Annotated in this window: 23 protein-coding genes; 13 read left to right on the forward strand and 10 right to left on the reverse strand. The window is 68.6% G+C overall.

What is annotated here, in order from left to right:
- Positions 1 to 80 precede the first annotated feature (80 nt).
- Positions 81 to 1196: an alanine racemase gene (gene alr, locus ACSQ3N_RS01510; protein ID WP_056410277.1), complete on the forward strand. Its 1116-nt coding sequence runs from the start codon at positions 81 to 83 to the stop codon at positions 1194 to 1196.
- A gap of 260 nt (positions 1197 to 1456) precedes the next feature.
- Entirely contained in the window at positions 1457 to 2338 is an 882-nt protein-coding gene (locus tag ACSQ3N_RS01515) for a hypothetical protein (RefSeq protein WP_436145421.1), read from the forward strand.
- A 123-nt stretch (positions 2339 to 2461) separates the two neighbouring features.
- Here the strand turns inward: ACSQ3N_RS01515 and ACSQ3N_RS01520 are convergent, their stop codons facing one another.
- Positions 2462 to 2953 (reverse strand): MarR family winged helix-turn-helix transcriptional regulator, encoded by a 492-nt coding sequence (locus ACSQ3N_RS01520; protein WP_436145422.1) that lies wholly within the window; start codon positions 2951 to 2953, stop codon positions 2462 to 2464.
- Between the two features lie 69 nt (positions 2954 to 3022).
- Between ACSQ3N_RS01520 and ACSQ3N_RS01525 the strand changes: the two genes are divergently transcribed.
- Positions 3023 to 3826, forward strand: a complete 804-nt coding sequence (locus tag ACSQ3N_RS01525; RefSeq protein ID WP_436145423.1) for a siderophore-interacting protein — start codon at positions 3023 to 3025, stop codon at positions 3824 to 3826.
- Between the two features lie 87 nt (positions 3827 to 3913).
- On the opposite strand, the gene ACSQ3N_RS01530 is transcribed toward ACSQ3N_RS01525, so the two are convergent.
- Complete coding sequence (locus tag ACSQ3N_RS01530; RefSeq protein WP_436145424.1) at positions 3914 to 4807, reverse strand: LysR family transcriptional regulator ArgP; 894 nt, start codon at positions 4805 to 4807, stop codon at positions 3914 to 3916.
- Between the two features lie 91 nt (positions 4808 to 4898).
- On the opposite strand from ACSQ3N_RS01530, the gene ACSQ3N_RS01535 reads away from it, so the two are divergent.
- A complete protein-coding gene (locus ACSQ3N_RS01535) occupies positions 4899 to 5507 on the forward strand; it encodes a LysE/ArgO family amino acid transporter (protein WP_056163350.1) in 609 nt (202 codons plus the stop codon).
- Between the two features lie 102 nt (positions 5508 to 5609).
- Positions 5610 to 7190, forward strand: a complete 1581-nt coding sequence (locus ACSQ3N_RS01540; RefSeq protein ID WP_056163353.1) for an ABC transporter substrate-binding protein — start codon at positions 5610 to 5612, stop codon at positions 7188 to 7190.
- A 153-nt stretch (positions 7191 to 7343) separates the two neighbouring features.
- Here ACSQ3N_RS01540 and ACSQ3N_RS01545 read toward each other — a convergent pair whose 3' ends face one another.
- The 3 genes from ACSQ3N_RS01545 to ACSQ3N_RS01555 form a co-directional block, all read right to left on the reverse strand.
- Complete coding sequence (locus tag ACSQ3N_RS01545) at positions 7344 to 7958, reverse strand: glutathione S-transferase family protein (RefSeq protein ID WP_056163457.1); 615 nt, start codon at positions 7956 to 7958, stop codon at positions 7344 to 7346.
- Positions 7959 to 7996: 38 nt separating this feature from the next.
- Positions 7997 to 8974, reverse strand: a complete 978-nt coding sequence (locus tag ACSQ3N_RS01550) for a 2-dehydropantoate 2-reductase (protein ID WP_056163356.1) — start codon at positions 8972 to 8974, stop codon at positions 7997 to 7999.
- 66 nt (positions 8975 to 9040) lie between these two features.
- Positions 9041 to 9868, reverse strand: a complete 828-nt coding sequence (locus tag ACSQ3N_RS01555) for an aldolase/citrate lyase family protein (RefSeq protein WP_436145425.1) — start codon at positions 9866 to 9868, stop codon at positions 9041 to 9043.
- Between the two features lie 117 nt (positions 9869 to 9985).
- Here ACSQ3N_RS01555 and radA point away from each other — a divergent pair, with 117 nt between their 5' ends.
- Entirely contained in the window at positions 9986 to 11365 is a 1380-nt protein-coding gene (radA, locus tag ACSQ3N_RS01560; protein ID WP_056163361.1) for a DNA repair protein RadA, read from the forward strand.
- A gap of 18 nt (positions 11366 to 11383) precedes the next feature.
- Here radA and ACSQ3N_RS01565 read toward each other — a convergent pair whose 3' ends face one another.
- Positions 11384 to 12064 carry a DUF4124 domain-containing protein gene (locus ACSQ3N_RS01565; protein WP_436145426.1) on the reverse strand — a complete coding sequence of 227 codons (681 nt, stop codon included), beginning with the start codon at positions 12062 to 12064 and terminating at the stop codon, positions 11384 to 11386.
- Positions 12065 to 12165: 101 nt separating this feature from the next.
- A complete protein-coding gene (locus ACSQ3N_RS01570; protein ID WP_436145427.1) occupies positions 12166 to 13974 on the reverse strand; it encodes a methyl-accepting chemotaxis protein in 1809 nt (602 codons plus the stop codon).
- A 227-nt stretch (positions 13975 to 14201) separates the two neighbouring features.
- On the opposite strand from ACSQ3N_RS01570, the gene ACSQ3N_RS01575 reads away from it, so the two are divergent.
- The 6 genes from ACSQ3N_RS01575 to ACSQ3N_RS01600 all read left to right on the forward strand — a co-directional run bounded on the left by ACSQ3N_RS01575 (position 14202) and on the right by ACSQ3N_RS01600 (position 19311).
- Complete coding sequence (locus tag ACSQ3N_RS01575) at positions 14202 to 14624, forward strand: hypothetical protein (RefSeq protein ID WP_056163371.1); 423 nt, start codon at positions 14202 to 14204, stop codon at positions 14622 to 14624.
- A gap of 158 nt (positions 14625 to 14782) precedes the next feature.
- A complete protein-coding gene (locus ACSQ3N_RS01580) occupies positions 14783 to 15733 on the forward strand; it encodes a branched-chain amino acid transaminase (protein ID WP_056163373.1) in 951 nt (316 codons plus the stop codon).
- A 137-nt stretch (positions 15734 to 15870) separates the two neighbouring features.
- On the forward strand, positions 15871 to 16077 hold the full coding sequence (locus ACSQ3N_RS01585; RefSeq protein WP_056163376.1) for a zinc-finger domain-containing protein: 207 nt from the start codon (positions 15871 to 15873) through the stop codon (positions 16075 to 16077).
- 3 nt (positions 16078 to 16080) lie between these two features.
- Complete coding sequence (locus ACSQ3N_RS01590; RefSeq protein WP_056163460.1) at positions 16081 to 16896, forward strand: glycosyltransferase family 2 protein; 816 nt, start codon at positions 16081 to 16083, stop codon at positions 16894 to 16896.
- Positions 16896 to 18149 (forward strand): O-antigen ligase family protein, encoded by a 1254-nt coding sequence (locus ACSQ3N_RS01595; RefSeq protein WP_056163379.1) that lies wholly within the window; start codon positions 16896 to 16898, stop codon positions 18147 to 18149. Before ACSQ3N_RS01590 ends, ACSQ3N_RS01595 begins: the two co-directional genes overlap by 1 nt.
- A 187-nt stretch (positions 18150 to 18336) precedes the next feature.
- Positions 18337 to 19311 (forward strand): glycosyltransferase, encoded by a 975-nt coding sequence (locus ACSQ3N_RS01600; RefSeq protein WP_436145428.1) that lies wholly within the window; start codon positions 18337 to 18339, stop codon positions 19309 to 19311.
- A gap of 80 nt (positions 19312 to 19391) precedes the next feature.
- On the opposite strand, the gene ACSQ3N_RS01605 is transcribed toward ACSQ3N_RS01600, so the two are convergent.
- The 3 genes from ACSQ3N_RS01605 to ACSQ3N_RS01615 all read right to left on the reverse strand — a co-directional run bounded on the left by ACSQ3N_RS01605 (position 19392) and on the right by ACSQ3N_RS01615 (position 22886).
- Positions 19392 to 20357, reverse strand: a complete 966-nt coding sequence (locus tag ACSQ3N_RS01605; RefSeq protein WP_436145429.1) for an IS110 family transposase — start codon at positions 20355 to 20357, stop codon at positions 19392 to 19394.
- A 410-nt stretch (positions 20358 to 20767) separates the two neighbouring features.
- Positions 20768 to 21946, reverse strand: coding sequence for an NAD(P)H-dependent flavin oxidoreductase (locus tag ACSQ3N_RS01610; protein ID WP_436145430.1), 1179 nt, complete (start codon positions 21944 to 21946; stop codon positions 20768 to 20770).
- 70 nt (positions 21947 to 22016) lie between these two features.
- A complete protein-coding gene (locus tag ACSQ3N_RS01615; RefSeq protein WP_396506650.1) occupies positions 22017 to 22886 on the reverse strand; it encodes a LysR family transcriptional regulator in 870 nt (289 codons plus the stop codon).
- A 42-nt stretch (positions 22887 to 22928) separates the two neighbouring features.
- On the opposite strand from ACSQ3N_RS01615, the gene ACSQ3N_RS01620 reads away from it, so the two are divergent.
- Positions 22929 to 24239: a YbfB/YjiJ family MFS transporter gene (locus ACSQ3N_RS01620; RefSeq protein ID WP_369817121.1), complete on the forward strand. Its 1311-nt coding sequence runs from the start codon at positions 22929 to 22931 to the stop codon at positions 24237 to 24239.
- Positions 24240 to 24302: the final 63 nt, after the last annotated feature.

Consider the following 24302-nt stretch of genomic DNA (forward strand, 5'->3'; position numbering starts at 1 on the left):
ATCACGCGGATAAACGGCCACGATGCCAGAATCCTTCGCGTATTCCCCGGTAAATCCCTCGCTCCATCAGGTCCTTTTCCATGCCACGTCCCATCACAGCCACCATCCACACCGCCGCCCTGCACCAGAACCTGGAGCGCGTGCGCCAGTCGGTCCCCGACGCCAAGGTCTGGGCGGTGGTCAAGGCCAATGCCTATGGGCACGGCATCGAGCGGGTGTTCGAGGGCCTGCGCAGCGCCGACGGCTTTGCGCTGCTGGACCTGGGCGAGGCCGAGCGGGTACGCCAGCTGGGCTGGCGCGGGCCCATCCTGCTGCTCGAAGGCGTGTTCGAGCCGCGCGACCTGGAGCTGTGTTCGCGCCTGTCGCTGTGGCACGCCGTGCATTGCGACGAGCAGATCGACATGCTGGCCGCGCACAAGACGCAGGTGCCGCACCGCGTGTTCCTCAAGATGAACTCCGGCATGAACCGCCTGGGCTTCACGCCCCAGCGCTACCGCGCGGCCTGGGCGCGGCTCGACGCCTTGACGCAGGTGGACGAGATCTCGGTCATGACCCACTTCAGCGATGCCGACGGCCCCCGCGGCATCGGCCACCAGATCGACGTGTTCAACCAGACCACGCAGGACCTGCCCGGCGAGCGCAGCCTGGCCAACAGCGCGGCCACGCTGCGCCACCACGGCGACGCGCGCCTGCGCTCGGACTGGGCGCGGGCCGGCATCGTGCTGTACGGCAGCGCGCCGGACTTCCCCGAGAACGATGCCGCGCACTGGCAGCTCGCGCCCACCATGACGCTGTCCACCCGCCTGCTGGCTGTGCAGCAGCTGCAAAAGGGCGACACCGTGGGTTACGGATCGCGCTTCACGGCCGAAGGGCCGCTCACCATCGGCGTGGCGGCCTGCGGCTATGCCGACGGCTACCCGCGCCACTGCGACACCGGCACGCCCGTGCTGGTGGGCGGCGTGCGCACGCAGCTCGTGGGCCGCGTGAGCATGGACATGGTCACGGTGGACCTCACGCCGCTGGTCGAGCGCGGCATGCCGGTGGGCTTCGGCACCGAGGTCACGCTGTGGGGCCAGGCCAGCAACGGCGCAATCCTGCCGATCGACGAGGTGGCGCGCGCTGCCGGGACGGTGGGCTACGAGCTGATGTGCGCGCTGGCCCAGCGTGTGCCGGTGGCGGTGGACGGCGAACGCTGACGCCCGGTCCTGCCGGCACCGCCGGCGTGCCGTGGCACGCGGATTCGTCGACAAGTTCACGGGGCCTGCCGCTGGCCGGGCAGGGCGGAGCGCCGGCACGGCATGAAAGTGGTGTGAAATGGGCGCCGCTGCGCAGCAAGAAGCAAAAGCAAAAGCAAAAGCAAAGAAGAAAACACCGCAGCACCAGTCCAGCGCCTGCGGCGGTCCTGCACCGGGACTTCGGCAGGCCCTGCCTCCACCTTCACGACGCGTTTCCTTGTATGGCCACTCCCCGCAGCGACCGCAGCAATGGCAGCAAAAACAGCAGCCATCACGGCAACCCCAACCAGACGAAAAAGGGCTCCAGCTGGCGCTCCGTGCGCATGCCGCAGCACGGCAGCGTCGCGCGCACCCTGCAGCAGCGCTACAGCCTGCGGCTGCACGGGCTGCTGATCGGCAGCTTCACGCTGCTGCTCATGTGGTGCACCTCGCACGTGCAGATGCTGGCGGGGGTGGAGTCGCTGGCGCTGCGGTATGCCGTGACGCTGTCTGTCGGCTACCTGGGGTACCTGCTGGTGCTGCGGGCCTGGGCCGCGCGACTGGTGCGCAGGCGCGAGGAGGAAGAAAACAGCGTCGATGCCAACGTGGACCTGCCCGACCTGTCCTGGCCCGGCGGCGGCTCGCCGTCCGGTGGTGGCCATGTGCCGATGCCGCGCACAGGGGGCGGCAACTTCGGCGGCGGCGGTGCGTCGGGGGACTACGGCAGTAGCAGTGGCAGCGACGGCAGTGCCCTGGGCGACCTGGCCAGCGGCGCGGCCGATGCGCTGGGCAGTGCCGACGAAGGGGCCGTGGTGGTCGTGCCGGTGGTGGCCATCTTTCTCATCGGCGCGGCGCTCATCCTGGGCGCGGGCTCGCTGGCCATGCTGTTCTTCGGCTGGGACGTGCTGCTGACCGTGGCGGTGGAGATCGCGTTTTCGGTGGCCACGGCGCGCGCCGCCGTGGGTGTGGAGCGCGAGGGTTGGTTGGGCGCCGCCGTGCGGCTGACCTGGAAGCCGCTGCTCGGTGCGCTTATCTGCGCCGTGGCGCTGGGCGCGACCATCGACCACTTCCTGCCCGATGTGCAGTCGCTGCCGCAGGCGGTGCGGGCGATTCAGGGGCGTTGAGCCCGGGAATCAATTTGCTATAGTTTGTATAGCTGAAAAGTGTTATTCATCCAGCGGTAGAGCACATTTTTTCTTGAATCGCTGAGGTGGGAGGCGGTGGGGCGAGGGCCGCAGCCTGGCGCCCTACCGGCGGCCGTGCCGGCCTTCCTCGCACCCCGAAGCACCCAGCGCATCGACACTGCTGCGCACCTGCGCCAGCAAGGCCAGCAACTGGGCCTGCGTGGCGCTGTCGCACCCCTGCAGCAGCGTGGCCGCCACGCCGCGGCGGGCCTCGCGCAGCGCCTGGTGCAGCGCCAACCCCTGGGCGCTCAGGCTCAGGCAGCGGCTGCGCTTGTCCTCGGCATTGGGCGCGCTCTCCAGCCAGCCCTTGTCCTGCAGCATGCCCACCATGCGCGCCACCTGCGCCTTGTCGGCACCGCTGTGGGACACCAGCTCCTTTTGCGTGGCGCCCGGGTGGCGGCCCACGAACATCAGCGCCCGCACTTCGTTGAGCGTGAGCTCCGGGTGCACCGACGCCATGGTGCGCACCATGTGCGCCTTGTACACATGCAGCAGGTCGTGCATCGCGTCAAAGACGTCGGAAGGCCCCGGTGGAGCAGCGGTTCGGGAATTCATCGTGTTATGTGGTTGACAAAATCAACCAACGAGCGGATCATTTGGTGGACTTTGTCAACATTCTAAATCATGAACACACCTCTGCCCATCACCACACCCGCGCACCTCGCCGTCGAGCGGGTCCGCCACACCCTGCAAGCCCGCCACCTCCAGGTGGTGCGGCGCACCGACCTCAGCCCCGGCTTCGTGCGGCTGACCCTGGCCGGGCCTGAACTGGCCGGTTTCGTGAGCGCGGGTTTCGACGACCACCTCAAGCTCATCCTGCCGCAGCCGGGGCAAGAGCGCCCCTCGCTGCCGTCGGTGCAGGACGGCCGCCCAGTGTTCCCCGACCCGCGCCCCGTACTGCGCGACTACACCCCTGCGCGCTTTGATGCCGCCACAGGCGAGCTCGACATCGAAGTGGCCCTGCACGACGCCGGCCCCGCCACCGACTGGGCGGCCAGCGCCTTCGTGGGGCAGTGGGTGGGCATTGCCGGGCCGCGCGGCAGCCTGGTCATCCCCACGGGTTTCGACTGGCACTGGCTCATCGGTGACGCGTCGTCCCTGCCGGCCATTGCGCGCCGCCTGGCCGAGCTGCCTGCCACCACCACCGCCACGGTCCGCATCCACGTGCGCAACCCGGCAGACCAGCGCACCCTGGCCAGCGCCGCGCGGCTGGACCTGGCGTGGGTGGACTCCTTGCCCGCAGCGGTCGATGCGCTCGCGATACCGCCCGGCGCAGGCTACATCTGGGCCGCCGGCGAGCACAGCGACATGGCCGCAGTGCGCAAGGTGGTACTCGCCAAGCCCGGGGTGGACGCCAAGCGCATGCGCATCGCGGCGTACTGGAAGCGCGGCGTGGCGGATCACCACGAGGACTTGGCCAGCGCGTGAGGGGCGCGGTGCTCCTGCACAGCGCAGCGCAGGGTGCTGCCGCTGCCTGGATGCCAGGGTGGTGGCCAGGCAGAGGCGATCAAGGCATCAGGTGAGCAGAGTCTGTGCCGCCGCCTGCTGCACCGCCTCCGTCATGCGGTGCAGCGCCCGAACGTTCAGGCGCCAGTACTGCCAGTACAGCGGCACATCCACCGGCCTGCCGGGGACCAGCTCCACCAGCGCGCCCGTCTTCAGGTCGCGCTCCACCATCGGGTCGGGCGTCATGCCCCAGCCCAGCCCGGCGCGCGTGGCGGCGACAAAGGCGTGCGCGTCCGGCAGCCAGTGCACGGGCGGCGTGAAGGCGCGCCGGGTGATGCGCCGCACGAAGCGCCCTTGCAGCGCATCCTTGCGGTTGAACACCAGCATGGGCGCCTGCACCAGCGACGCGGCGTTCACGCCCTGCGCAAAGTGGCGCTGCATGAACGCGGGGCTCGCCAGCGCCCGGTAGCGCAGGGTGCCCAGCGGCAGCACCTGGCAGCCTTGCACCGGCTGCGGGTCGGCCGTCACGGCGGCCATCACGCGGCCTTCGCGCAGCAGGTTGGCCGAATGGTCCTGGTCCTCCACATGGATGTCGAAGGTCAGGCCCGGGCCCTCGGCCGCGTGGGCGTGTGCCATGGCCGCAGGAAACCAGGTGCCGAGCGAATCGGCATTCACGCCGATCGCCAGGCGGATGGACGTGTGCTGCCCGCCGCCGATGGCATCGAGCGCGTCGGCCTCGCTCAACGCGACCTCGCGGGCATGCCGGTACAGCGCCTGGCCCGCGTCGGTGGGCGTGCAGGGCGTGGCCCGCCGCACCAGCACCTGGCCTACGCGCTCTTCCAGCAGCTTCACACGCTGCGACACCGCCGACCGGGTGACATGCAGCACGGCAGCGGCACGCTCGAAGCTGCCCTCGTCGATGACGGCGGCAAAGGCGCTGAGCTGGGCGGAATCAAGGGCCATGGCGGGCAGTAAGGTCGGTGGTTAGCCATTCTGACGGATCGTTAGAAAGTATAGCTACCGTGAACACACTGCCATCGCCACAATCCGGCGCATGAGCAGCACCGCCTTCGTCCACGGATTCACATCCACCGCCCTTTTGATCATGGCCATCGGCGCGCAGAACGCGTTCGTGCTGCGCCAGGGGCTGCGGCGCGAGCACGTGTTGCCCGTGGTGCTGTTCTGCGCCGTGTCCGATGCGGTGCTGTTGCAGGCCGGCATCTGGGGCATGGGCGGCGTTCTGGCCGCCCGGCCGGAATGGGCGCAACTGATGCGCTGGGCGGGTGCCATCTTCCTGGTGGCTTATGCGCTGCAGGCCGCGTCGCGGGTGTTCAAGCCCAGCCACCTGCTGGTGTCGGTCAACGGCGCGGGCGCGAGCCTGCGCAATACGCTGCTCACGCTGGGCGCGCTGACCTGGCTCAACCCGCATGTGTATCTGGACACCGTGGTGTTGCTGGGCACCATGGCCAGTCCCTATCCGACCTGGGGCCGCGCCACCTTTGCGGCGGGCGGGTCGCTGGCCAGCGCGTTGTGGTTCCTGAGCCTGGGGTTCGGCTCGCGCTGGCTGGCGCCGCTGTTCGCCTCGCCCGGCGCGTGGCGTGTGCTGGACGGCGCCACCGCGGCCACCATGCTGGCGCTCGCCGGGGTCATGGCGTGGGGTTGATGCCGCTGCAGGCACGCCTAAGCTAAGAAGGATAAGTTCGTTAGCGAAACCTGCGCTTTGATCCATAGTGCGGGCATCGACTGATCTGGAGTGATTTCCCCCATGCGTTTCAAGACCCTTCTCCTGGCCGCGGCCATTGCCACTGCGTTGCCCCTGGCCGGCCAGGCAAAGACCTTCCGCTGGTCCCGTGCGGTGGACGTTTCGTCCTGGGACATCCATGCCCAGAACGTGGGCGTGAACAACACCCTGCACGCTGCCGTGTACGACACCCTGGTCGAGTACAACAGCAAGACCTTCAAGACCGAGCCCGCCCTGGCCACCGAATGGAAGCGCGTGAGCCCCACGCAGCTGCGCATCACCCTGCGCAAGGGCGTGAAGTTCAGCGACGGCAGCGACTTCACGGCCGACGACGCCAAGTTCTCGCTGGAGCGCGCCAAGGCCAAGAGCTCCAACTACGCCGTGTATGCGCTGGGCATCGACCGCATCGAGAAGGTGGACGCTCACACCATTGACATTTTCTCCGACCTGCCCAACCCCGTGCTGGTGAACCAGCTCACCGAGCTGCGCATCCTGAGCAAGGCCTGGGCCGAGAAGAACAAGTCGGTCGAACCCAAGGACATCAAGACCAAGGACGAAAACTTTGCCCACCGCAATGCGCTGGGCACTGGTCCGTTCCAGCTCAAATCCTGGGCGCCCGATCAGCGCGTGGTGCTCGAGCCCAACCCGCACTGGTGGGGCAAGTCGCAGTTCCCCACCAACGTGACGGAGGTGGTCTACACCCCCATCAAGGCCGACGCCACGCGCACTGCCGCGCTGCTGTCGGGCGAGATCGACTTCGTGATCGACCCGAGCCTGCAGGACCTGGCGCGCATCCGCCAGACCCCCACGCTCAAGGTGCTGGAAGGCGCCGAGTACCGCACCATCTTCCTGGGCCTGGACCAGTACCGTGAAGAGCTGCCTGGCTCCGACGTGAAGGGCAAGAACCCGCTCAAGGACGTGCGGGTGCGCAAGGCGCTCTACCAGGCCATCGACATCAACGCCATCCAGCGCGTGGTGCTGCGCGGCCTGGCGCAGCCCACGGGCACGCTGATCGCCCGGCAGGTGAACGGCTGGACGCCCAAGGCCGACGTGCGCTGGCCTTACGACGCCAAGGCCGCGCAGAAGCTGCTGGCCGATGCGGGCTACCCCAACGGCTTCGAGGTGGACTTTGCCTGCAGCGCCGGCCGCTACATCAACGACGAGCAGCTGTGCCAGGCCATCACCTCGCACTGGGCCAAGATCGGCGTGAAGGCCAAGCTGCGCTCGCTGCCGTTTGCCACGTACTTCCCGATGATCCAGCGCAACGAGGCCAGCATCTACCTGCTGGGCTGGGGCGTGCCGACCTTCGACGCGTTCTACTCGCTGCAGTCGCTGATCCGCTCGCCCGGCGCGGGTGGTGACGGCAACTTCAACCTGGGCCGCTACTCCGACCCGCAGCAGGACGCGCTGATCGAGCGCATCAAGAAGGAAACCGACGCACCCACACGCAACACGCTCATCGAGAAGGTGCTGGTGCAGGACCACGAGGCGATCTCGCACATCCCGCTGTACAACCAGGTGATCCCGTGGGCCGCCACGCAGAAGGTGGACGTGCCGCACCGTGCGGACAACCGCATCGACTGGCGGTATCTGAAGGTGAATTGATCCGCTGGCAGTGGTGGACATGAAAAGGCCCCGGCGCTGTGAAGGTGCAGGGGCCTTTCTTTTTTGGGGAGAGGGCGAGTGGCAGGATTTGCGCTGGCGGGCTGAGCCTGTCGAGGCCTTGCACAGCAGCGCCTCAACCCGGTGCCACAACCCTCACGCCAACGCGCGCTGCACCGCAGGCCGCGCCGCCACGCGCTCGAAGTGGGCGGCCACCTTGGGGAATGTCGCGATGTCCACGCCATCGCTCTTCAACCAGCCGGCGATGGTGAAGAGGTACGCATCGGCCACCGAATAGTGCTCGCCCAGCACCCACGGGCCTTGCAGGTAGTGCTGCTCGATCACCTCGAAACACTCGGTCATGGTCTGCGGCACCTTGCGCTGCATGGCTGCAATGGCTTCGGGCTCATCGGCCCAGCGGCCCGCGCGCCGGCCGTGGGCATGCGCCACGTGCACGGTGGATGCGAGGTAGCTGTTGAACTCCTGCAGGCGCGCCAGCGCGAAAGGGTCGTCCAGCGGTGCGAGCCGCGCCTCGGGAAATTGCTGCGCCACGTACACCAGCAGTGCCGGGGTTTCGGTCAGCACGCCGCGGTCGGTGACCAGCGCGGGCACGCGGCCCTTGGGGTTGATGGCCAGGTACTCGGCGCTGCGCTGCTGGCTGTTGGCAAAGTCCAGCCGCGCCACCTCGTGGCCCGCGTTGGCCTCGTGCAGGGCGATGTGGACGGCGAGGGCGCAGGTGCCGGGAGCGTAGAAGAGCTTGAGCATGGTGATGGTGAGATTCGGGTCGGGTTGAGGAAAACGGAACGGAACTAGTAGAGACCGCGGGTCTGTGCCATCAGCCGCACCAGGCCCAGCAGCGCATCGGTATGCGGCGTGGGCGTGTGGGTGATCTGGCCCAGCTCGCGCACTGCGCCCACCAGCGCATCGATCTCCATGGGCTTGCCGGCCTCCACGTCCTGCAGCATCGAGGTCTTGAAAGCGCCCAGCTTGCGCGTGACAGCGTGGCGGTCCTCGGGTTGCTGGTCGATGGGCAGGCCCAGCTTCTCGCCGATGGCCTTGGCTTCGAGCATGACGTGCGAGATGAAGCCGCGCACCAGGTCGTCGTCCAGGATGCGGTCGGTGGTGGCGCCGGTGAGCGCGCTGATGGGGTTCATGGTGAGGTTGCCCCAGAGCTTGAACCAGATGTCGCGCTGGATGCGGTCCGACACTTCCACCTCGATGCCGCCGCGCTGCAGCAACGCGGCCAGTGTCTGCAGGCGCGCGCTCTGGCTGCCGTCCGGCTCGCCCACGATGAGGCGGTTGCCGAAATGCTGGCGCACAAAGCCTGGCGCCTCCAGCGAGCAGCTGGTGTGCACCACGCTGCCCACCACATTGCGGCTGGGGATGGCACGGGCGATCACGCCGCCGGCATCCACGGACTGCAGTGCCTGCCCTTGCGCCGCGCCGCCAAAGCCGTCCAGAAACCACCACGGCACGCCGTTCATGGCCGTGAGCACGATGGTGTCAGGTCCTATCAGCGGGTCCATGGCCTGCGCCACGTCTGGCAGGCCTGGCGCCTTGACGGCCACGACCACCAGGTCCTGCACGCCCAGCGCCGCGGGGTTGTCCTGCGCAGTCACTGCGGTGTGCACCACCGTGCCATCCGGGCGGCGCAGGCGCAGGCCGTCGGCCGTCAAGGCGTGCAGCGTGGCGCCGCGCGCCACGAGGCTGACGTCGCAGCCCGCCTGCGCCAGGGCCACGCCCAGCCAGCCGCCAATGGCGCCAGCGCCGTAGATACATGCTTTCATCGTCAAGGCTTTCAGTCAGGGAATGGAGAGATAGATAAATAAAGGAAGAGACAAAGAGGGGCTGTGTCAGTAGCCCAGCGGTCGCGTCGTCGCGCCGCCCGTGTCCCGAAAGCGCGCCGCCAGGTCGGCCGCCGCGCTGGCCAGCAGCATGGTGTCCACACCCACCGCCACGAACAAAACGCCGGCGGCCAGCCATTCGCGCGCCTGCGCCTCGCTGGTCGCCAGGATGCCCGGCGCCTTGCCCGCGCGCAGGATGCGCGCGATGCCTTCGTGGATGGCCGCCTGCACATCCGGGTGGCCGGGGTCGCCCCGGTGCCCCATGGACGCCGACAGGTCGGCCGGGCCGATGAACACGCCGTCCACACCCGGCGTGGCGGCAATCGCATCGAGGTTGCGCATCGCCTCCACCGTCTCGGCCTGCACCAGCAGGCAGACCTGCGCGTTGGCCTCGTGCACGTACTGCGGATAGGCCTGCCAGCGCGACGAGCGGGCGAGGGCGCTGCCCATGCCGCGCACGCCTTCGGGGGCGTAGCGCGTGGCGCGGACCAGGGCCTGGGCTTGCTCGGCCGTGTCCACCATGGGCACCAGCAGCGTCTGCGCGCCGATGTCCAGGTACTGCTTGATCAGCGCGGTGTCGCCCACCGGCACGCGGGCGATGGCGTGGGGCGGCGTGGCGCCAGGGGGCAGGGCGGCGGTGGCGCTGGCGATGGCCTGCAGCTGGTGCAGGATGGAGCGCACGTCGTTGGGCGCATGCTCGCCGTCGACCAGCAGCCAGTCGTAGCCGGTGCCTGCGACGATCTCGGCCGTGTAGGCGTCGGCCAGGGCCAGCCACAGGCCGATCTGGGCCTGCCCCTGGGCCATGGCCGCCTTGAAGCGGTTGGTGGGTGTGTGCATGCGTGCATTTTGCCGATGATGGCAAGCCTGTGCGCGCTGCACCGTCTGCTGGCGCCGCACCGGCGCCGCTATAGTCTGCAGCCCGCCCTGCCGAACGCTCCCTCTTCAACTCTTGCCATGGCCAAAGAAAAAACTGTCTTCACCTGCACCGAGTGCGGTGGCACCAGCCCGCGCTGGCTGGGCAAGTGCCCCGCCTGCGGCGCCTGGAACACGCTGATCGAAGCCGTGGCGGACGCAGGGCCCGGCAAGAACCGCTACAGCACGCCGCAGTTCGCGGGCCTGAACCAGGCCCAGGCGGTGATGCCGTTGTCGGCCATCGAGGCGAGCGACGTGGAGCGCACCCCGAGCGGCATCGACGAGCTTGACCGTGTGCTGGGCGGCGGCATCGTCGAAGGCGGCGTGGTGCTCATCGGCGGCGACCCGGGCATCGGCAAGTCCACGCTGCTGCTGCAGGCGCTCGACGCGCTGCAGCGCGCCGGCCTGCCCACGCTGTATGTGACGGGCGAGGAAAGCGGCGCGCAGGTGGCGCTGCGATCGCGCCGGCTGGGGCTGGACCACAGCCAGGTCAACGTGCTGGCAGAGATCCAGCTGGAAAAGATTCTGGCCACCATCGATTCCATGCAGCCCGCCGTGGCGGTGATCGACTCCATCCAGACCGTGTACTCCGACCAGCTGACCTCGGCCCCGGGCTCGGTAGCGCAGGTGCGCGAATGCGCGGCCCACCTGACGCGTGCGGCCAAGGCTTCGGGCGTGGCCATCGTGCTGGTGGGCCACGTGACGAAAGAAGGGGCCCTGGCCGGCCCGCGCGTGCTGGAGCACATGGTGGACACGGTGCTGTACTTCGAAGGCGACACGCACAGCCAGTTCCGACTGGTGCGGGCCATCAAGAACCGCTTTGGCGCGGTCAACGAGATCGGCGTGTTCGCCATGACGGAAAAGGGGCTCAAGGGCGTGAGCAACCCGAGCGCCATCTTCCTGTCGCAGCACAGCGAGCCGGTGCCCGGCAGCTGCGTGATGGTCACGCTGGAGGGCACACGGCCCATGCTGGTGGAGATCCAGGCGCTGGTCGACAGCGCGGGCCCCAGCCCCCGGCGCCTGTCCGTGGGCCTGGACAAGGACCGCCTGGCCATGCTGCTGGCCGTGCTGCACCGCCACGCCGGTGTGGCCTGCATGGACCAGGATGTGTTCGTGAATGCGGTGGGCGGCGTGCGCATCAGCGAGCCCGCTGCCGATTTGGCTGTGATGCTGGCCATTACCTCCAGCCTGCGCGGCAAGGCGCTGCCGCAGGGCTTTCTGGCGTTTGGCGAGGTGGGGCTGGCGGGCGAGGTGCGGCCCGCGCCGCGCGGTCAGGAGCGCTTGAAGGAGGCCGCCAAGCTCGGCTTTCGCGTGGCCGTGGTGCCCAAGGCCAATGCGCCCAAGAAGCCCATCGAAGGCCTCACCATCCACGCCGTGGAGCGGGTGGAAGAGGCGATGAACGTGGTGCGGGAGATCGGCTAGGCGACCAGGTGGCCGGGCTCAGCCCACGGGCCTGCAGACGGCGGTGACGCGCTTGTACAGCACGGTGCCGCTGTACAGGCCCAGCACTTCCTCGCGCGTGCATTGCATGGTCAGTGCGTGCTGGCCTTCCATGGAGATGGCAGCGGCAGACTCGTATTTGGCGGTGGCTTGCGTGCCGTCGGCACTGACGCGAATGTCCATTTTGTTCAGGCGTGTGGAAGAGCGCAGGCCCCCGGCCTGCATCGCCTGGGCGGACTGTTGCTGCAGCGCGCAGATGTCGCCTCGCCCGCCGGAGTACACGCTCGGCGGAGAGTTGCTGTGGTCTGTCAGTTTGAAATTCAGGTCGGGTGCGGCCAGCGCGCACTGGCCGCGGTAGTCCTTGCGGTCCCCCAGGTCGACGGCGCGTTGCAGCACGGCCTCGACCACCGCCGGTGTCAGCTTGGTGATGGGCTCGGCCTTGGCGCTGTTGCTGCTGGTGGCTGGCGCAGCGGCGGCGGGCGCACTGGCCCTGGCCGCAGGGGCAGTGGCCACCGCTGGCCGTGCGGCCGGGGGCGCAGGCCGCGGTGCCTGTTCGCACGCGCGGTCCGAGTAGGTCGTTTGCCCTTTGTCGTTTGTGCACTTGAACATGTGCTGGGCGGATGCCGTGGTGGTGGACAGGGCAGCCACCAGGGCTGCGAGCAGAAGGGGTGCGTTGCGCATGAAGGGGCCGTGGGCGAAAGGAGAGACTGCGCTATTAGATCAGCCCGCGACGACAGCCCGCAGCACCCGCTGCAAGGGGCGGGTGCTGCCAAGCCGGTGCGTCAGAAGGATTCCCAGTCGTCGTCCGAGCCCTTGGTGGCCTTCGGTGCAGTGGCAGCGGGTGTGGCGGCTGGGGCCACGGTGGGCTTCGGAGCCTGAAGCTTGCGGGCGGTGGCCGCAGCTGGGGCTGTACCCGAGGCCTTTGCCGCAGGTGCTTTGGCGGGACGCAGGGCTGGCGCTGGGCTGCGCGCGGCAGTGGCGGCAGACACGCGGGGCGCCGCCGGCCGGGGTGCCGGAGCACGGTCAGGGGTGGGCGCTGCGGGCGTGTGCCCCACGTTGAACACCGACACCACCTCGGACAGGCGCTGGGCCTGGTCGCGCAGCGACGCGGCCGCGGCGGCCGATTCTTCCACCAGCGCGGCGTTCTGCTGTGTCATCTGGTCCAGGTTGCTCACGGCCTGGTTGACCTGGCCAATGCCGTCGCGCTGCTCGTTCGACGACGCGGTGATCTCGCCGATCAGGTCGGACACGCGGCGCACGCTGGCGACGATCTCGTCCATGGTCTGCCCGGCCTGCGCCACCTGGCCGGAGCCGGTTTCCACGGTGTTCACCGAGGCACCGATGAGGTTCTTGATCTCCTTGGCCGCTTCGGCGCTGCGCTGCGCCAGGCCGCGCACTTCGCTGGCCACCACCGCAAAGCCCCGGCCCTGCTCGCCCGCGCGGGCGGCTTCCACCGCCGCGTTCAGCGCCAGGATGTTGGTCTGAAAAGCGATGCCGTCGATCACGCCGATGATGTCGGCGATCTTGCGCGAGCTGTTGGTGATGTGCTGCATGCTCTCCACCACCTGTGCCACGACCTCGCCGCCGCGCGTGGCGGCCTGCGCGGCGGTGGACGCCAGCTGGTTGGCCTGGCGCGCCGTGTCGGCGGACTGGGTGACGGTGGCGGTGAGTTCTTCCATGCTGGCGGCGGTCTGCTGCAGGTTGGCAGCGGTCTGCTCCGTGCGGGCCGACAGGTCGTGGTTGCCGGTGGCGATCTCCACCGAGGCGTTGGACATCGAATCGACGCCGCTGCGCACTTCTGCCACCAGGCTGCGCAGGCGCGCGGCCATCTGCGAGACGGAGCGCAGCAGGTGGCCGAACTCGTCCTGGCGGTCATCGTCGGCCGACACGGTGAGGTTGCCGGCGGCAATCGCATCGGACAACTCCACTGCGCGGTTCAGCGGGCGTGTGATGGAACGCACCAGCAGGAACGACAGCACCAGGCCCAGCACGAACACGATGCCTTGCGTCAGCCAGGCCAGCACATTGGCCTGGGTGCGGGCGGCCTGGGCCTCCTGCCGCGCGGCGTCGCGCTGGCTTTGCTGCAACTGCACGAAGGCTTCCAGGCTGTCCACGTAGCTGCCGATGGCGGCCAAGTACTTGCTCTCGATGAAGGCCTTGAAGGCGGCGCCGTCGCCCCCTTGCTTGATCTCGCGGGCCTGCTTGTTCAGGGCCAGCACATTGCTGCGCTCGCTGGCCACGCGCTCCAGCGCTTTCTTATCGGCGGGGGTGGTGGCCAGCTCCAGCACCTTGGCCTGGATGGCCGAGATGCCGGCGATGCCCGCCTTCACGCGGCCGTCGAAGAGGGTGGTCAGGTCCGGGTCGGGGGTGGCGTTGCTGGCCAGCACGCGCTCGCCGGTGGTCTCGGTGGCGCCCTTCCACTGCACTGCCAGCGTGATGCGGTTTTCGAACGATGCCATCGACTCCAGGGTGCGGTCCATCACCCGGCCGGCCTGGTGCTGTGCCCAGACCGAGACCAGCAGCATGGCACCCAGCAGACCCACGATAGAACCCCATAGCTTGGGCGCCAGGCGCACGTTATCCAGTTTCATTCCATGATCTCCAGAAGGAAGAACCTGCATTTTTGGTGCTTCGGTGCCTGCAGTAAACACCCGGCAGAGCAAGATGGGGCGCCGCTGTGCGCTAATTTGATTAATGTAGCGCTTACACAACGAAACACTTTGGTGGCGACGCTCGCGAACCCTCTTGCAGGAGCGAGGGCGACCAAGGCGCGGGGGATTGGGCGGAGCCGCCAGGCACTCATAAGACAATAGCGGCCATGAATTTGCGCAATATCTTTGTACCGCTGGGCATCGTCGGGGTCATCGTTTTTGGTTTCGTGGCCTACGGCTGGGCGGGCGTGGCGGCCGTGGCCGGGGGGCTGGTGATGTGGGGCCTGCTGCATTTCACCCGCCTCATGACAGTGATGAAGAAGGCGGCCAATCGTCCGATGGGCTATGTGGGAAGCGCGGTGATGCTGAACGCGCGGCTGAGCGTGGGGGTGAACCTCATGCACGTGGTGGCGATGACCCAGTCGCTGGGCGAGCAGCTGTCGGCGGCAGACACGGAGCCCGAGATCTACCGATGGACCGACGGCACCCAGTCGCACGTGACCTGCGAGTTCCGCAACGGCAAGCTGGTCAAGTGGGAGCTGGTGCGGCCCCAGAGCGAGGAGCCGGTCTCGCCCCCAGCCGCGCCGTAGGCAGGCGCTTTTATCGCTGCCGTGCGGCTGGATCGGTACGGTTGTGCGCAGCAGGCGTACGCCGGTGCCCTGCCGGTGCAGGGTGCGCCCTAGGGCGGCAGCCGGGCGGCGGTCGCCTAAAATCTCGCCTTTGCGACCCACAGCAACCAAGGATACCCATGAGCCCCGTAGTTCCCTCGATGGCCGATCGTGACGGCAAGATCTGGATGGACGGCCAGATGGTGGACTGGCGCGACGCCAAGATCCACGTCCTGACCCACACCCTGCACTACGGCTGCGGCGCGTTCGAAGGCGTGCGCGCGTACAAGACGGCGGACGGCACGGCCATCTTCCGCCTGCAGGAGCACACCGAGCGCCTCTTCAACAGCGCCAAGATCCTGCGCATGAAGATCCCGTTCACCCAGGAAGAGGTGAACGAAGCCCAGAGGGCCGTGGTGCGCGAGAACAAGCTCGAGTCGGGCTACCTGCGCCCGCTGACCTGGATCGGCTCGCAAAAGCTGGGGGTGTCGCCCAAGGGCAACCAGATCCACCTGATGGTGGCGGCCTGGGCCTGGGGCGCCTACCTGGGCGAAGAGGGCATGAAGCGCGGCATTCGCGTCAAGACCAGCAGCTACACGCGCCACCACGTCAACATCACCATGACGCAGGCCAAGGCAGTGAGCAACTACACCAACTCGATCCTCGCCAACATGGAAGCGCTCGACGACGGCTACGACGAAGCGCTGCTGCTCGACAGCTCCGGCTTCGTGTCCGAAGGCGCGGGCGAGAACATCTTCGTGGTGAAGAACGGCGTGATCTACACCCCCGACCTGTCGGCGGGGGCCTTGAACGGCATCACCCGCAACACGGTGTTCCACATCGCCAAGGACCTGGGCCTGGAGATCGTGCAAAAGCGCATCACGCGCGACGAGGTCTACATCGCCGACGAAGCCTTCTTCACCGGCACCGCGGCCGAAGTGACGCCGATCCGCGAGCTGGACCGCATCGAGCTTGGCAAGGACGGCTATGTGGGCAGCCGCGGCCCGATCACCGAAAAGATCCAGACCGCGTTCTTTGACATCGTCAACGGCCGCAACCCCCAATACGCCCATTGGCTCACGAAGGTGTGACCCAGCCCTGACGGAGCCGCTTCGCGAACTCCACCACCCGGCACAGACCGCCGAGGGCGACCGGGTGCCCGGGTGCACCGGGCAGGCCAGTTTCAAGCACCGCCGACGCGGCGGTGCATCAAGGAAAACGAATACATATGTCGCAAGCTGTCATCGAATTGCTGGCCAAGGACCTCAACCCCCAGGGTGGCGTCTTTTGCCCCAGCCCCAAGGCCGATATGAAAATCTGGAACACCCACCCCAAGGTGTACCTGGACGTGGCCCGCTCCGGCGAGGCCAAGTGTCCCTACTGCGGAACTGTCTACCGCCTCAAGGCGGGCGAACACGTACACGCTGGTCATTGATTGATGTCAGTGGCAGCCGGGGGCGGCACGCCGTCGCCCACGTTGACGGTGGCGGTGCTGTCCCACAACGAGGCGCACCGCATCGAAGCCTGCTTGCGCAGTGCAGCGTTTGCCGACCAATTGCTGGTGGTGGACAGCGGCAGCACCGATGGCACCGTGGCCATCGCGCAGGGCCTGGGCGCCGAAGTGCACAGCCACCCCGACTGGCAGGGCTTTGCCGTGCAGCGCAACCGCTTGCTGGCCCATGCGCGCGGCGACTACATCTTCTTTCTCGACAGTGACGAGGTGATGACGCCTGCGTTCGCGCAGGAGCTGCAGGCCATCGTGCGCTCGGGCGAGCAGGCCGTGTGGAAGATCCGCTGGCGCATGGTGGCGTTCGGGCACGAGCTCACGCACTTTCGCTCGCAGTCGCAGATCGAGCGGCTCTTCGTGCGCCGCATGGTCAAGGAATACACCGGCGTGGTGCACGAGCAAGCCCAATTGCATCCCCAGCCCGGCGGCGCCGACGTGCCGCGCCGCCTGATCAAGGCGCGCCTGCTGCACTACTCGCGCACCACGGTGCGCGGCAGCCTGGAGAAGCTCACGCAGTACGTGATGCTCGGCGCCGCCAAGCGCGCCGAGAAGGGCCAGCGCGGCGGCGTGCTGCGCGGCCTGGCCTCGGGCCTGTCGATGTTTCTGCGCCTGTATGTGTTTCGCCTGGGGTTCCTGTGCGGCGGCGCGGGTTTTCTGTATTGTCTTTTTGTGGCGCTGGAGGGGTTCTTTCGTTATGCAGCGCTGCACTACGACCGAGACAGCCTGACAGGCCGTGTGATCCGGTGATGAAGACCTACCGTTGGTTGGGGCGCTGTGCGAGCGTCGGTGCGTTCATGGTGCCTGGCTTCGCGCTGTGGCTGCCTTCGGGCTATTCCTACGGTGCAGCGCTGCTGCTGCTGGCGGCGCTTGCGAGTGCGCCCGTCTGGTGGAAGCGCCCTGCGCCGCGTGCCGCGTGGTGGCTGACGGCGGCGTTTTCGTGCATGGCGGCCTTGTGGCTGCTGGATGTGGGGGCGACCTGGGGCTGGGGCAGCATGGACCGCCCCGTCAAGTACCTGCTGGCGCTCCCGTGCATCTTCTACCTCATGACGTTCGAGCCCCGTGCCTCGTGGCTGTGGATGGGGGTGGCCGTGGGCGCGGTGGGCAGCGGCATCGTCGGGCTGTACCAGACCTTCGTGATGGCGCTGCCGCGCGCCAACGGGTTCACCAATGCCATCCAGTACGGCAATCTGAGCATGCTGCTGGCCGTGATGAGCGGCCTGCTGCTGGTGGTGCAGTGGCGGCGCTGGGTGCTGTGGCAGCGCTTGCTGCTGGCCGCCGCCGTGGTCCTCGGCGCTGCGGGGTCGGTGCTGTCGCAGTCGCGCGGCGGCTGGCTGGCGCTGGTGCTGCTGCTGCCCGTGTGCGCCTGGCTGCTGGTGCGCACCACGGGCCAGCGGCGCGTGTACTGGGGGCTGTGCGCGCTGGCGCTGGTGGCCGCGGCCCTGTCGCAGGTGCCGGCGGTGGAGCAGCGCGTGGACGAAGCGCGGGCGGAGGTGCAGACCTACCAGCAGCGCGGGGACGGACGCAGCTCGGTGGGCCAGCGCCTGGCCCACTGGCACCTGGCCTGGCAGATGGGCTGGGACCGGCCGTTGACGGGCTGGGGCCGCGCCGGGTACATCGAGGAGAAGGCGCGCCGTGTGGCGGCCGGGCAGGCGCACCCCGTCGTGCTGGAGTTCGGCCATGCGCACAACGAAGTGCTGGACCTGTTCGCCAAGCGCGGCATTCCGGGCGTGCTGTTGCTGCTGGCCTTCTATGGCATCCCGCTCGTGATGTTCTGGCCGACGGCCCGGCGCATCCGCGACGGTTCGGGCAAGATGGACCGCGAATCGCTGTCGCTGTGCCTCATGGGCGTGCTGTTGCCGCTGTCGTACATCGGCTTCGGCCTCACGCAGGTCTTTCTGGCGCACAACAGCGGCAACATGTTCTACCTCTTCATGTGCCCGCTGCTGCTGGCCGCCCTGCATGAGCGGCGCGCGCGCATTGGGTGCGGACGGCCGTTTTAGATGCGACACCCCCCTGAGCGGCTTTGCCGCTTCCCCCCGCTCTCGCATTGCTGCGCAATGCGGGCAGGGGGACGCAGCCCTCGCTGCGGGGCGGCCCTTGCCAGGCTGCCCTGGACTGGTCCGCGCCAGTTTCAACGGTTGCGGGCGGCGCTTGGCACCATGGACAACTGAGACGAGAGCCCTCTTCATGCACATCCTGCTGGTCAACAACTCCCCCATCCCGGTCTACGGCTATGGCGGTACCGAGCGCGTGATTTGGGACCTGGGCAAGACCCTGGTCCAGCAAGGCCACCGGGTGAGCTATCTGGTGCCCGAGGGCTCGACCTGCGACTTCGGTGACGTGCTGCCCATCCGCCCGGACGAGCCGTGGGAAGGGCAGATCCCGAAGGGCGTGGACATCACGCACTTCCAGTTCAACCCGCGCACCGAGCTGGGCAAGCCCTACCTGGTGACCGAGCACGGCAACGCGCGCAAGCCCAAGCCGCTGCCGCTGAACACCGTGTTTCTGTCGCGCGACCACGCGGCGCGGTACGGTTCCACCGAATTCGTCTACAACGGTCTGGACTGGAGCGGCTACGGCCCGGTGGACTTCAACGTGCCACGCCCGCGCTACCACTTCCTGGGCAAGGCCGCCTGGGGCGTGAAGAACGTGCGCGGCGCGATCAAGGTGGCACTGCGCGCGGGTGTGGAGCTCGACGTACTGGGCGGCACACGCATCAACTTCAAGCGGGGCTTTCGCTGGACGCTGTCGCGCAAGATCCATTTCCACGGCATGGTGGGCGGCACGCAGAAGACCGGGCTGCTCAACGCATCGCGCGGGCTCATCTTTCCGGTGCGCTGGCACGAGCCCTTCGGGCTGGCGGTGATCGAGAGCCTGTACTTCGGATGTCCGGTGTTCTCCACACCGTACGGCGCGCTGCCAGAGCTGGTGCCGCTGCACTGCGGCGTGCTGTCGGCCGAAGCGGATGTGCTGGCCGAGGCGGTGCGCAACAACCGCTTCGATGTCCGGGCCTGCCACCAGCACGTGGTCGACCACTTTGGCGCCGAGCGCATGGCGCGCAACTACCTGCGGATGTACGAGCGTGTGCTGGCGGGTGAAAAAATCAATGCGCAGCCGCCCGTCATCCTGGGGCCTGCGCGCGAGCTGCCCTGGACTGGCTGAAGCTCCCCCTGAGTCGCCTGCGGCGCCTTCCCCCGGAGGGGGACGCACCCAGTGGCCCGGCAAAGGTTCTATGGTTCGAGTCAAGCGCTTTGGGTGATGCGATGAGCATCAAACGGCTTGCCTGATCGCCACACAGCAAAGGCAATGCGCAGCAGCTTGCGCGCCAGCACGACCAGGGCCTCGGTGCTCTTGAGCCCCCGGGCGCGCAACGCCTGGTAGGTCGCCGCAAACGTGACCGTGTGGCACGCCGACATCGCCGCCATGAACATCTGGTGGCGCATCGCCGGATTCCCTCGCTTGGACAAGTGCCTGCGCCCCCTGCTACGCCCAGAGTCGTGGGCCCGGGGATCCAGCCCGCTGTAGGCCACCAGCGCATCACAGCTGCAAAACGCCACGCGATCGAGCACGGTGACCAGCAACGCGCTCGATTGGGGACCGATGCCCACGATGCTTTGCAGCAACGTGCGAGCGCGGTGCAACTGCTCTTGCTCTTTGATCAACTGCGTAATGCGCCCATCGATGGTGTGCAGCAAGGTGCCAAAGGCGTCCTCCAGCCCCGCGGCCGCCTGCGCGATGCTCGTGCTGCAGTCGCGCAGCGACTGGCGCAGCGACTGGCGCAGCGCGGTGCGCTTGGTCACCACCGTCCAGCGCTGGCCCAGCAACTGCTCCAGTTCGGCCTGACAGGCGCTGGGGACACGGTGCGGGTGCAGCCGCTCGTGGTGCTCGGCCAGGTAGCGGGCAATGATCCGGGCATCCACCCGGTCGGTCTTGCCGCGCGCGCCCAGGCCCTTGGCGTAGAAGTACACATCGCGGGCGTTGAGCACGAACACCGTCAAACCCATGCCGGCGGCCAGGGTGGCCAGCAGCTGGTGAAAGCGGCCGGTGGACTCCATGGCCAGGAGCGCGCCAGGGGGCAGGGTGTGCAACCACTGCACGATGGCAGTGGACTCGTTAGCGACGGCAAGGCAAGCGTCCTGGCCGTGGGTGGCCACGACCAGCTCAGCCTTGGAGACGTCCACGCCGATGAAACAAAGGGGTACTTGCATGATGAGATTCCTCCAATGAACAATGACGATCGTTGGGGTGGAATCCCGCCACAGGCGTTAGCTTGCTTACAGATCGGCGCTGAGGTGCGGCTCAGTTCCTTATCGACGCTCAGGGGCGGGGTGGGGGCTATCTTTGCCAGTCGGTCAAAGCCGATAGCCGGTACTCAGGCCCTCCACCCCAACACCTCCACCATACAAGCCGGTTCCACGGGTGCGCTGGCGTTAGAGGCGCGCCAGTTAAGAGGGCCGGTGTCTCACCCCGCGAGGGGCTCTAACCCCGCCCCTCATCCGTTCGGGCTGAGCCTGTCGAAGCCAGGGCGCAGACGGCGCAAAACTTGAGACTCGGAGTCGGGAATTTTGAATCAAATAAACCGCTATCGCTTATTCAGAAAGCGCAAACAGCTATCAAATCAATAGCGTTGCTGCGCTTGCAGCAGCGCCGCTTGCGCAGCCAGCGCAGCCAGCGCGGCCCGCCATTCCGCTTCCAGCGCGGCCACCAGCTGTGCGGCCGGCATGGGCCGCACCCCGGCCACGCCCTGGCCGGCCCACAGCGAGAGGTGGTCTGCGCGGCCGGCTTCGGCGCTGGCCCGGCGCAGGGCGCCGGTGAGGGCGTTCTGCACGGGGTAGGCCGGCACATCGGTCTCGTGGGCGTGCAGCTTCTGCAGCATGGGGTTGACGATGCCGCGCGCCGGGCGGCCCGAGAACACGCGGGTCGTGCGCGTGTCGGTGGCGATGGCCTGGGCCATGGCGTCGCGGTAGGCACGGCCGATGCCCGATTCATCGCAGGCGAGAAAGGCGGTGCCCATCTGCACGGCCTCGGCCCCCAGCGCCTGCGCCGCAGCGATGCCGCGGCCGTCCATGATGCCGCCGGCCGCGATCACGGCCAGGCCGCGGGGGCGCAAGGCGTCGACGCACTGCGGCACCAGCGCCAGCGCGCCCACCATCGCGGCGGCGAAGTCGGCCTGTGATGGCATCCCCGCACGCATGGTGGAGTGAGCAGGCGCAAGTCCCTCGGCCTGCGGCCGGCCCGTGGGCAAAAAGGTGCCGCGGTGGCCCCCTGCCTCCATGCCCGATGCGCACACGGCATCGGCCCCCACGTCGGCCCAGGCCAGGGCTTCGGCCACCGTCGTGGCCGTGCCGATCACGTAGCAGCCCGCGCTGTGCAGTCGCTCGACCTGTGCGGCCGTGAGAATGCCGAAGGTGAAGCTGGCCACCGCGGGCCGCGCCTCGACCAGGGCATCGAACTGCGCACGGAAGTCCTCGCACCAGCGCGCGGGCACGGCGGCCTGCAGGCCGAACTCGGCGTACAGCGGCGCCACGCGCGCCAGCGCCAAATCGACGGTGGCGGCATCGGGCGTGGGCGTGTCCTGCACGAAGAGGTTGAGGCCGAAGGGCCGGTCGGTGCGGCGGCGCACCTCGGCGGCGGCCTCGGCCATGGCCGCCGGCGAGCGCATGCCGCAGCCCAGCGTGCCCAGCCCGCCGGCCGCCGACACGGCGGCCGCCAGGGCCGGCGTGTCGGCGCCGGTCATGGGCCCCTGCACGATGGGCAGGCGAAGGGAGAGGGCGGTGCGCAGGCTGCGGTCGGGCATGGTGACGTTCCGTGAAAGAAAGAAGGAAATGAAGTGGGAAACAAAGAAAGGGGAAACGAACTGAAGGCGGTCAGCCGACCAGCACCTGCTGCAGCGCATCGAGCGCGGCCGAGCGGTAGCCCTGGCGCCAGGTCAGCAAGGTGGTGATGGTGGTGATCGGCTGCTGGCTCAGCAATGCTGCGTGCGGCGAGATGCTGAGCACCGAGCGCGGCACGATGCCCGCGCAGCCGCCGCCCGCCACGCTGGCCAGGATGGCGTGGTACGAGCCCAGCTCCAGCAACTGCATCGGCTGCCGCCGGGGCGCAAACCACTCTTGCGCGATGCGGCGGTAGGTGCAGCCGGGCTCGAACACCGCCAGCGTGCCGGGCTGCACCTGGTCGGGGCCGGCGGCATGCGGGTGGCCGGCGGGCAGGACCAGCAGCAGCTCTTCCGTGAACACCGGCCGGGTTTCCAGGGCCGGGTCGGCGGGCTGGCCCGGTGGCCAGGCCACCAGCACCGCGTCGAGCGCGTGCGCGCGCAGGCGTTCCACCAGCACGCGGGTCGCGGCGGTCGTCAGCTCCAGCGCCACGCCGGGCCACTGGCTGTGCAGCCGCGCCAGCGGCGCGGGCAGGCGGCTGGCCGCGGTGCTTTCCATCGACCCCAGTCGCAGGCGGCCGGCGGGCGGGCCGGGTTGCAGCGCCTGCCGCGCCTCCTCGGCCAGCGCGAGCAGCCGGTCGGCATAGCCCAGCAGTACCTGGCCCTCGGGTGTGAGCGCCATGCGCTTGCCCTCGCGCAGGAACAGCGGCGTGCCCAGGTCAGCCTCCAGCTGGCGCACCCGCGTGGTCACGTTGGACTGCACACGCGACAGCCGCTCGGCAGCGCGCGTGACGCTGCCCTCTGCCGCCACGGTGCGGAAAATGTCGAGGGCGGCCAGGTCCAGAAGGGGTGGGGCTTTTTCCATCTTTAAAAAGTATGAATTACAAAAATTCAATCTCTTGCTAAGATGATAAGCACCCTCCACCCCCGTGGCAACCCTTCGCCACCCTGCACCGTGACCCAGGCGTCTCTTTCTCCCTCCGCCGATCATCCGCACACCGACGGCGCCGCAGCGCTGCGCGTGGCCCTGGCCGGCATGGCGGCGCTGGCAGCCGCCATGGGCATCGGCCGTTTCGCCTTCACCCCGCTCTTGCCCATGATGCTGCACGACGGCGTGGTGGACATCGCCACCGGCAGCTGGCTGGCCACGGCCAACTACGCCGGCTACCTGGCGGGGGCGCTCTTGTACATGGCGCTTCCGTGGCTGGGCCGCCGGCTGGGCGGCGTGCCGGGCAACGCCACGCTGGTGCGCGGCGGGCTGGTGGCCACCGTGCTGCTCACCGGCATGCTGGCACTGCCCTGGCCCGCGGTGTGGCCGCTGCTGCGCATGCTGGCGGGCGTGGCCAGCGCGCTGGTGTTTCTGGGTACGGCCAACTGGTGCATGGGGCGGCTGGCGCACCTGGGGCGCCCGGCGTGGGGCGGGTTGATATTCTGCGGGCCGGGGCTGGGCATCGTCATCACCGGCCTGCCCACCAGTGCCATGGTGGCCGCGGGCTGGAGCGCCGCGGCCGGCTGGGCGGCCTTCAGCCTGCTCGCAGCCGTGCTGTGCGCGGGCGCCTGGGCGGTGTTCCAAGGGGGTGAGGCGCCCCTGGCTGCGGCGCCCGGCAGCACCGGCGCGGCCTCGGTGCCTGCGCCACGCCCGGCCGCGGAGCGGGCCTTGCTCGCCATCGCCTATGGTCTGGCGGGCCTGGGGTACATCGTCACCGCCACCTTCCTGCCGGTCATTGCGCGCGCTGCACTCCCCGCGGGCTCGGTGTGGCCCGACCTGTTCTGGCCCATCTTCGGCGCGGGCGTCGCGCTGGGCGCGCTGCTGTCCACGCGCATCGCCCCCACGCGCGACCGGCGCTGGCTGCTGGCCGTGGCCTATGTGCTGCAGGCCGGCGGGGTGGCGCTGGGCGTGCTGTGGCCCGGGCCTGCGGGCTTTGCGCTGGGCAGCCTGCTGCTGGGCCTGCCGTTCACGGCCATCACGTTCTTTGCGCTGCAGGAGGCACGCTACCAGTGGCCGCAGGCGGGTGCCGGCTTCACCGGCCTCATGACGGCGCTGTACGGCATCGGTCAGATCGCCGGCCCGCCCATGGCGGCCGCGCTGCTGGCGCGGGCGGGGTCGCGGGCACAGGGGTTCGACTGGGCGCTGGGCGTGGCGGGGTCGGTGCTGCTGCTGGGGGCGGTACTTTACGCGGTCATGGCGTGGCGCTGGCGTCCACAGCACCAGAATTGAGCGGCTTGGAACGGATTCAAAGGTTTGAACTGCCTTTTTTAGCGTAAAAAAGACCTCTACCGC

It is taken from the genome of Acidovorax sp. LjRoot194 (assembly GCF_964253015.1).
Taxonomy (GTDB): Bacteria; Pseudomonadota; Gammaproteobacteria; order Burkholderiales; family Burkholderiaceae_C; genus Acidovorax.

Excerpts from the sequence above, each read along its gene's own strand:
- alr (WP_056410277.1), top strand. The coding sequence starts at position 81 with ATGCCACGTCCCATCACAGCCACCATCCACACCGCCGCCCTGCACCAG.
- ACSQ3N_RS01515 (WP_436145421.1), top strand. The coding sequence starts at position 1,457 with ATGGCCACTCCCCGCAGCGACCGCAGCAATGGCAGCAAAAACAGCAGC.
- ACSQ3N_RS01520 (WP_436145422.1), bottom strand. The coding sequence starts at position 2,953 with ATGAATTCCCGAACCGCTGCTCCACCGGGGCCTTCCGACGTCTTTGAC.
- ACSQ3N_RS01525 (WP_436145423.1), top strand. The coding sequence starts at position 3,023 with ATGAACACACCTCTGCCCATCACCACACCCGCGCACCTCGCCGTCGAG.
- ACSQ3N_RS01530 (WP_436145424.1), bottom strand. The coding sequence starts at position 4,807 with ATGGCCCTTGATTCCGCCCAGCTCAGCGCCTTTGCCGCCGTCATCGAC.
- ACSQ3N_RS01535 (WP_056163350.1), top strand. The coding sequence starts at position 4,899 with ATGAGCAGCACCGCCTTCGTCCACGGATTCACATCCACCGCCCTTTTG.
- ACSQ3N_RS01540 (WP_056163353.1), top strand. The coding sequence starts at position 5,610 with ATGCGTTTCAAGACCCTTCTCCTGGCCGCGGCCATTGCCACTGCGTTG.
- ACSQ3N_RS01550 (WP_056163356.1), bottom strand. The coding sequence starts at position 8,974 with ATGAAAGCATGTATCTACGGCGCTGGCGCCATTGGCGGCTGGCTGGGC.
- ACSQ3N_RS01555 (WP_436145425.1), bottom strand. The coding sequence starts at position 9,868 with ATGCACACACCCACCAACCGCTTCAAGGCGGCCATGGCCCAGGGGCAG.
- radA (WP_056163361.1), top strand. The coding sequence starts at position 9,986 with ATGGCCAAAGAAAAAACTGTCTTCACCTGCACCGAGTGCGGTGGCACC.
- ACSQ3N_RS01565 (WP_436145426.1), bottom strand. The coding sequence starts at position 12,064 with ATGCGCAACGCACCCCTTCTGCTCGCAGCCCTGGTGGCTGCCCTGTCC.
- ACSQ3N_RS01570 (WP_436145427.1), bottom strand. The coding sequence starts at position 13,974 with ATGAAACTGGATAACGTGCGCCTGGCGCCCAAGCTATGGGGTTCTATC.
- ACSQ3N_RS01575 (WP_056163371.1), top strand. The coding sequence starts at position 14,202 with ATGAATTTGCGCAATATCTTTGTACCGCTGGGCATCGTCGGGGTCATC.
- ACSQ3N_RS01580 (WP_056163373.1), top strand. The coding sequence starts at position 14,783 with ATGAGCCCCGTAGTTCCCTCGATGGCCGATCGTGACGGCAAGATCTGG.
- ACSQ3N_RS01585 (WP_056163376.1), top strand. The coding sequence starts at position 15,871 with ATGTCGCAAGCTGTCATCGAATTGCTGGCCAAGGACCTCAACCCCCAG.
- ACSQ3N_RS01590 (WP_056163460.1), top strand. The coding sequence starts at position 16,081 with ATGTCAGTGGCAGCCGGGGGCGGCACGCCGTCGCCCACGTTGACGGTG.
- ACSQ3N_RS01595 (WP_056163379.1), top strand. The coding sequence starts at position 16,896 with ATGAAGACCTACCGTTGGTTGGGGCGCTGTGCGAGCGTCGGTGCGTTC.
- ACSQ3N_RS01600 (WP_436145428.1), top strand. The coding sequence starts at position 18,337 with ATGCACATCCTGCTGGTCAACAACTCCCCCATCCCGGTCTACGGCTAT.
- ACSQ3N_RS01605 (WP_436145429.1), bottom strand. The coding sequence starts at position 20,357 with ATGCAAGTACCCCTTTGTTTCATCGGCGTGGACGTCTCCAAGGCTGAG.
- ACSQ3N_RS01610 (WP_436145430.1), bottom strand. The coding sequence starts at position 21,946 with ATGCCCGACCGCAGCCTGCGCACCGCCCTCTCCCTTCGCCTGCCCATC.
- ACSQ3N_RS01615 (WP_396506650.1), bottom strand. The coding sequence starts at position 22,886 with ATGGAAAAAGCCCCACCCCTTCTGGACCTGGCCGCCCTCGACATTTTC.
- ACSQ3N_RS01620 (WP_369817121.1), top strand. The coding sequence starts at position 22,929 with ATGATAAGCACCCTCCACCCCCGTGGCAACCCTTCGCCACCCTGCACC.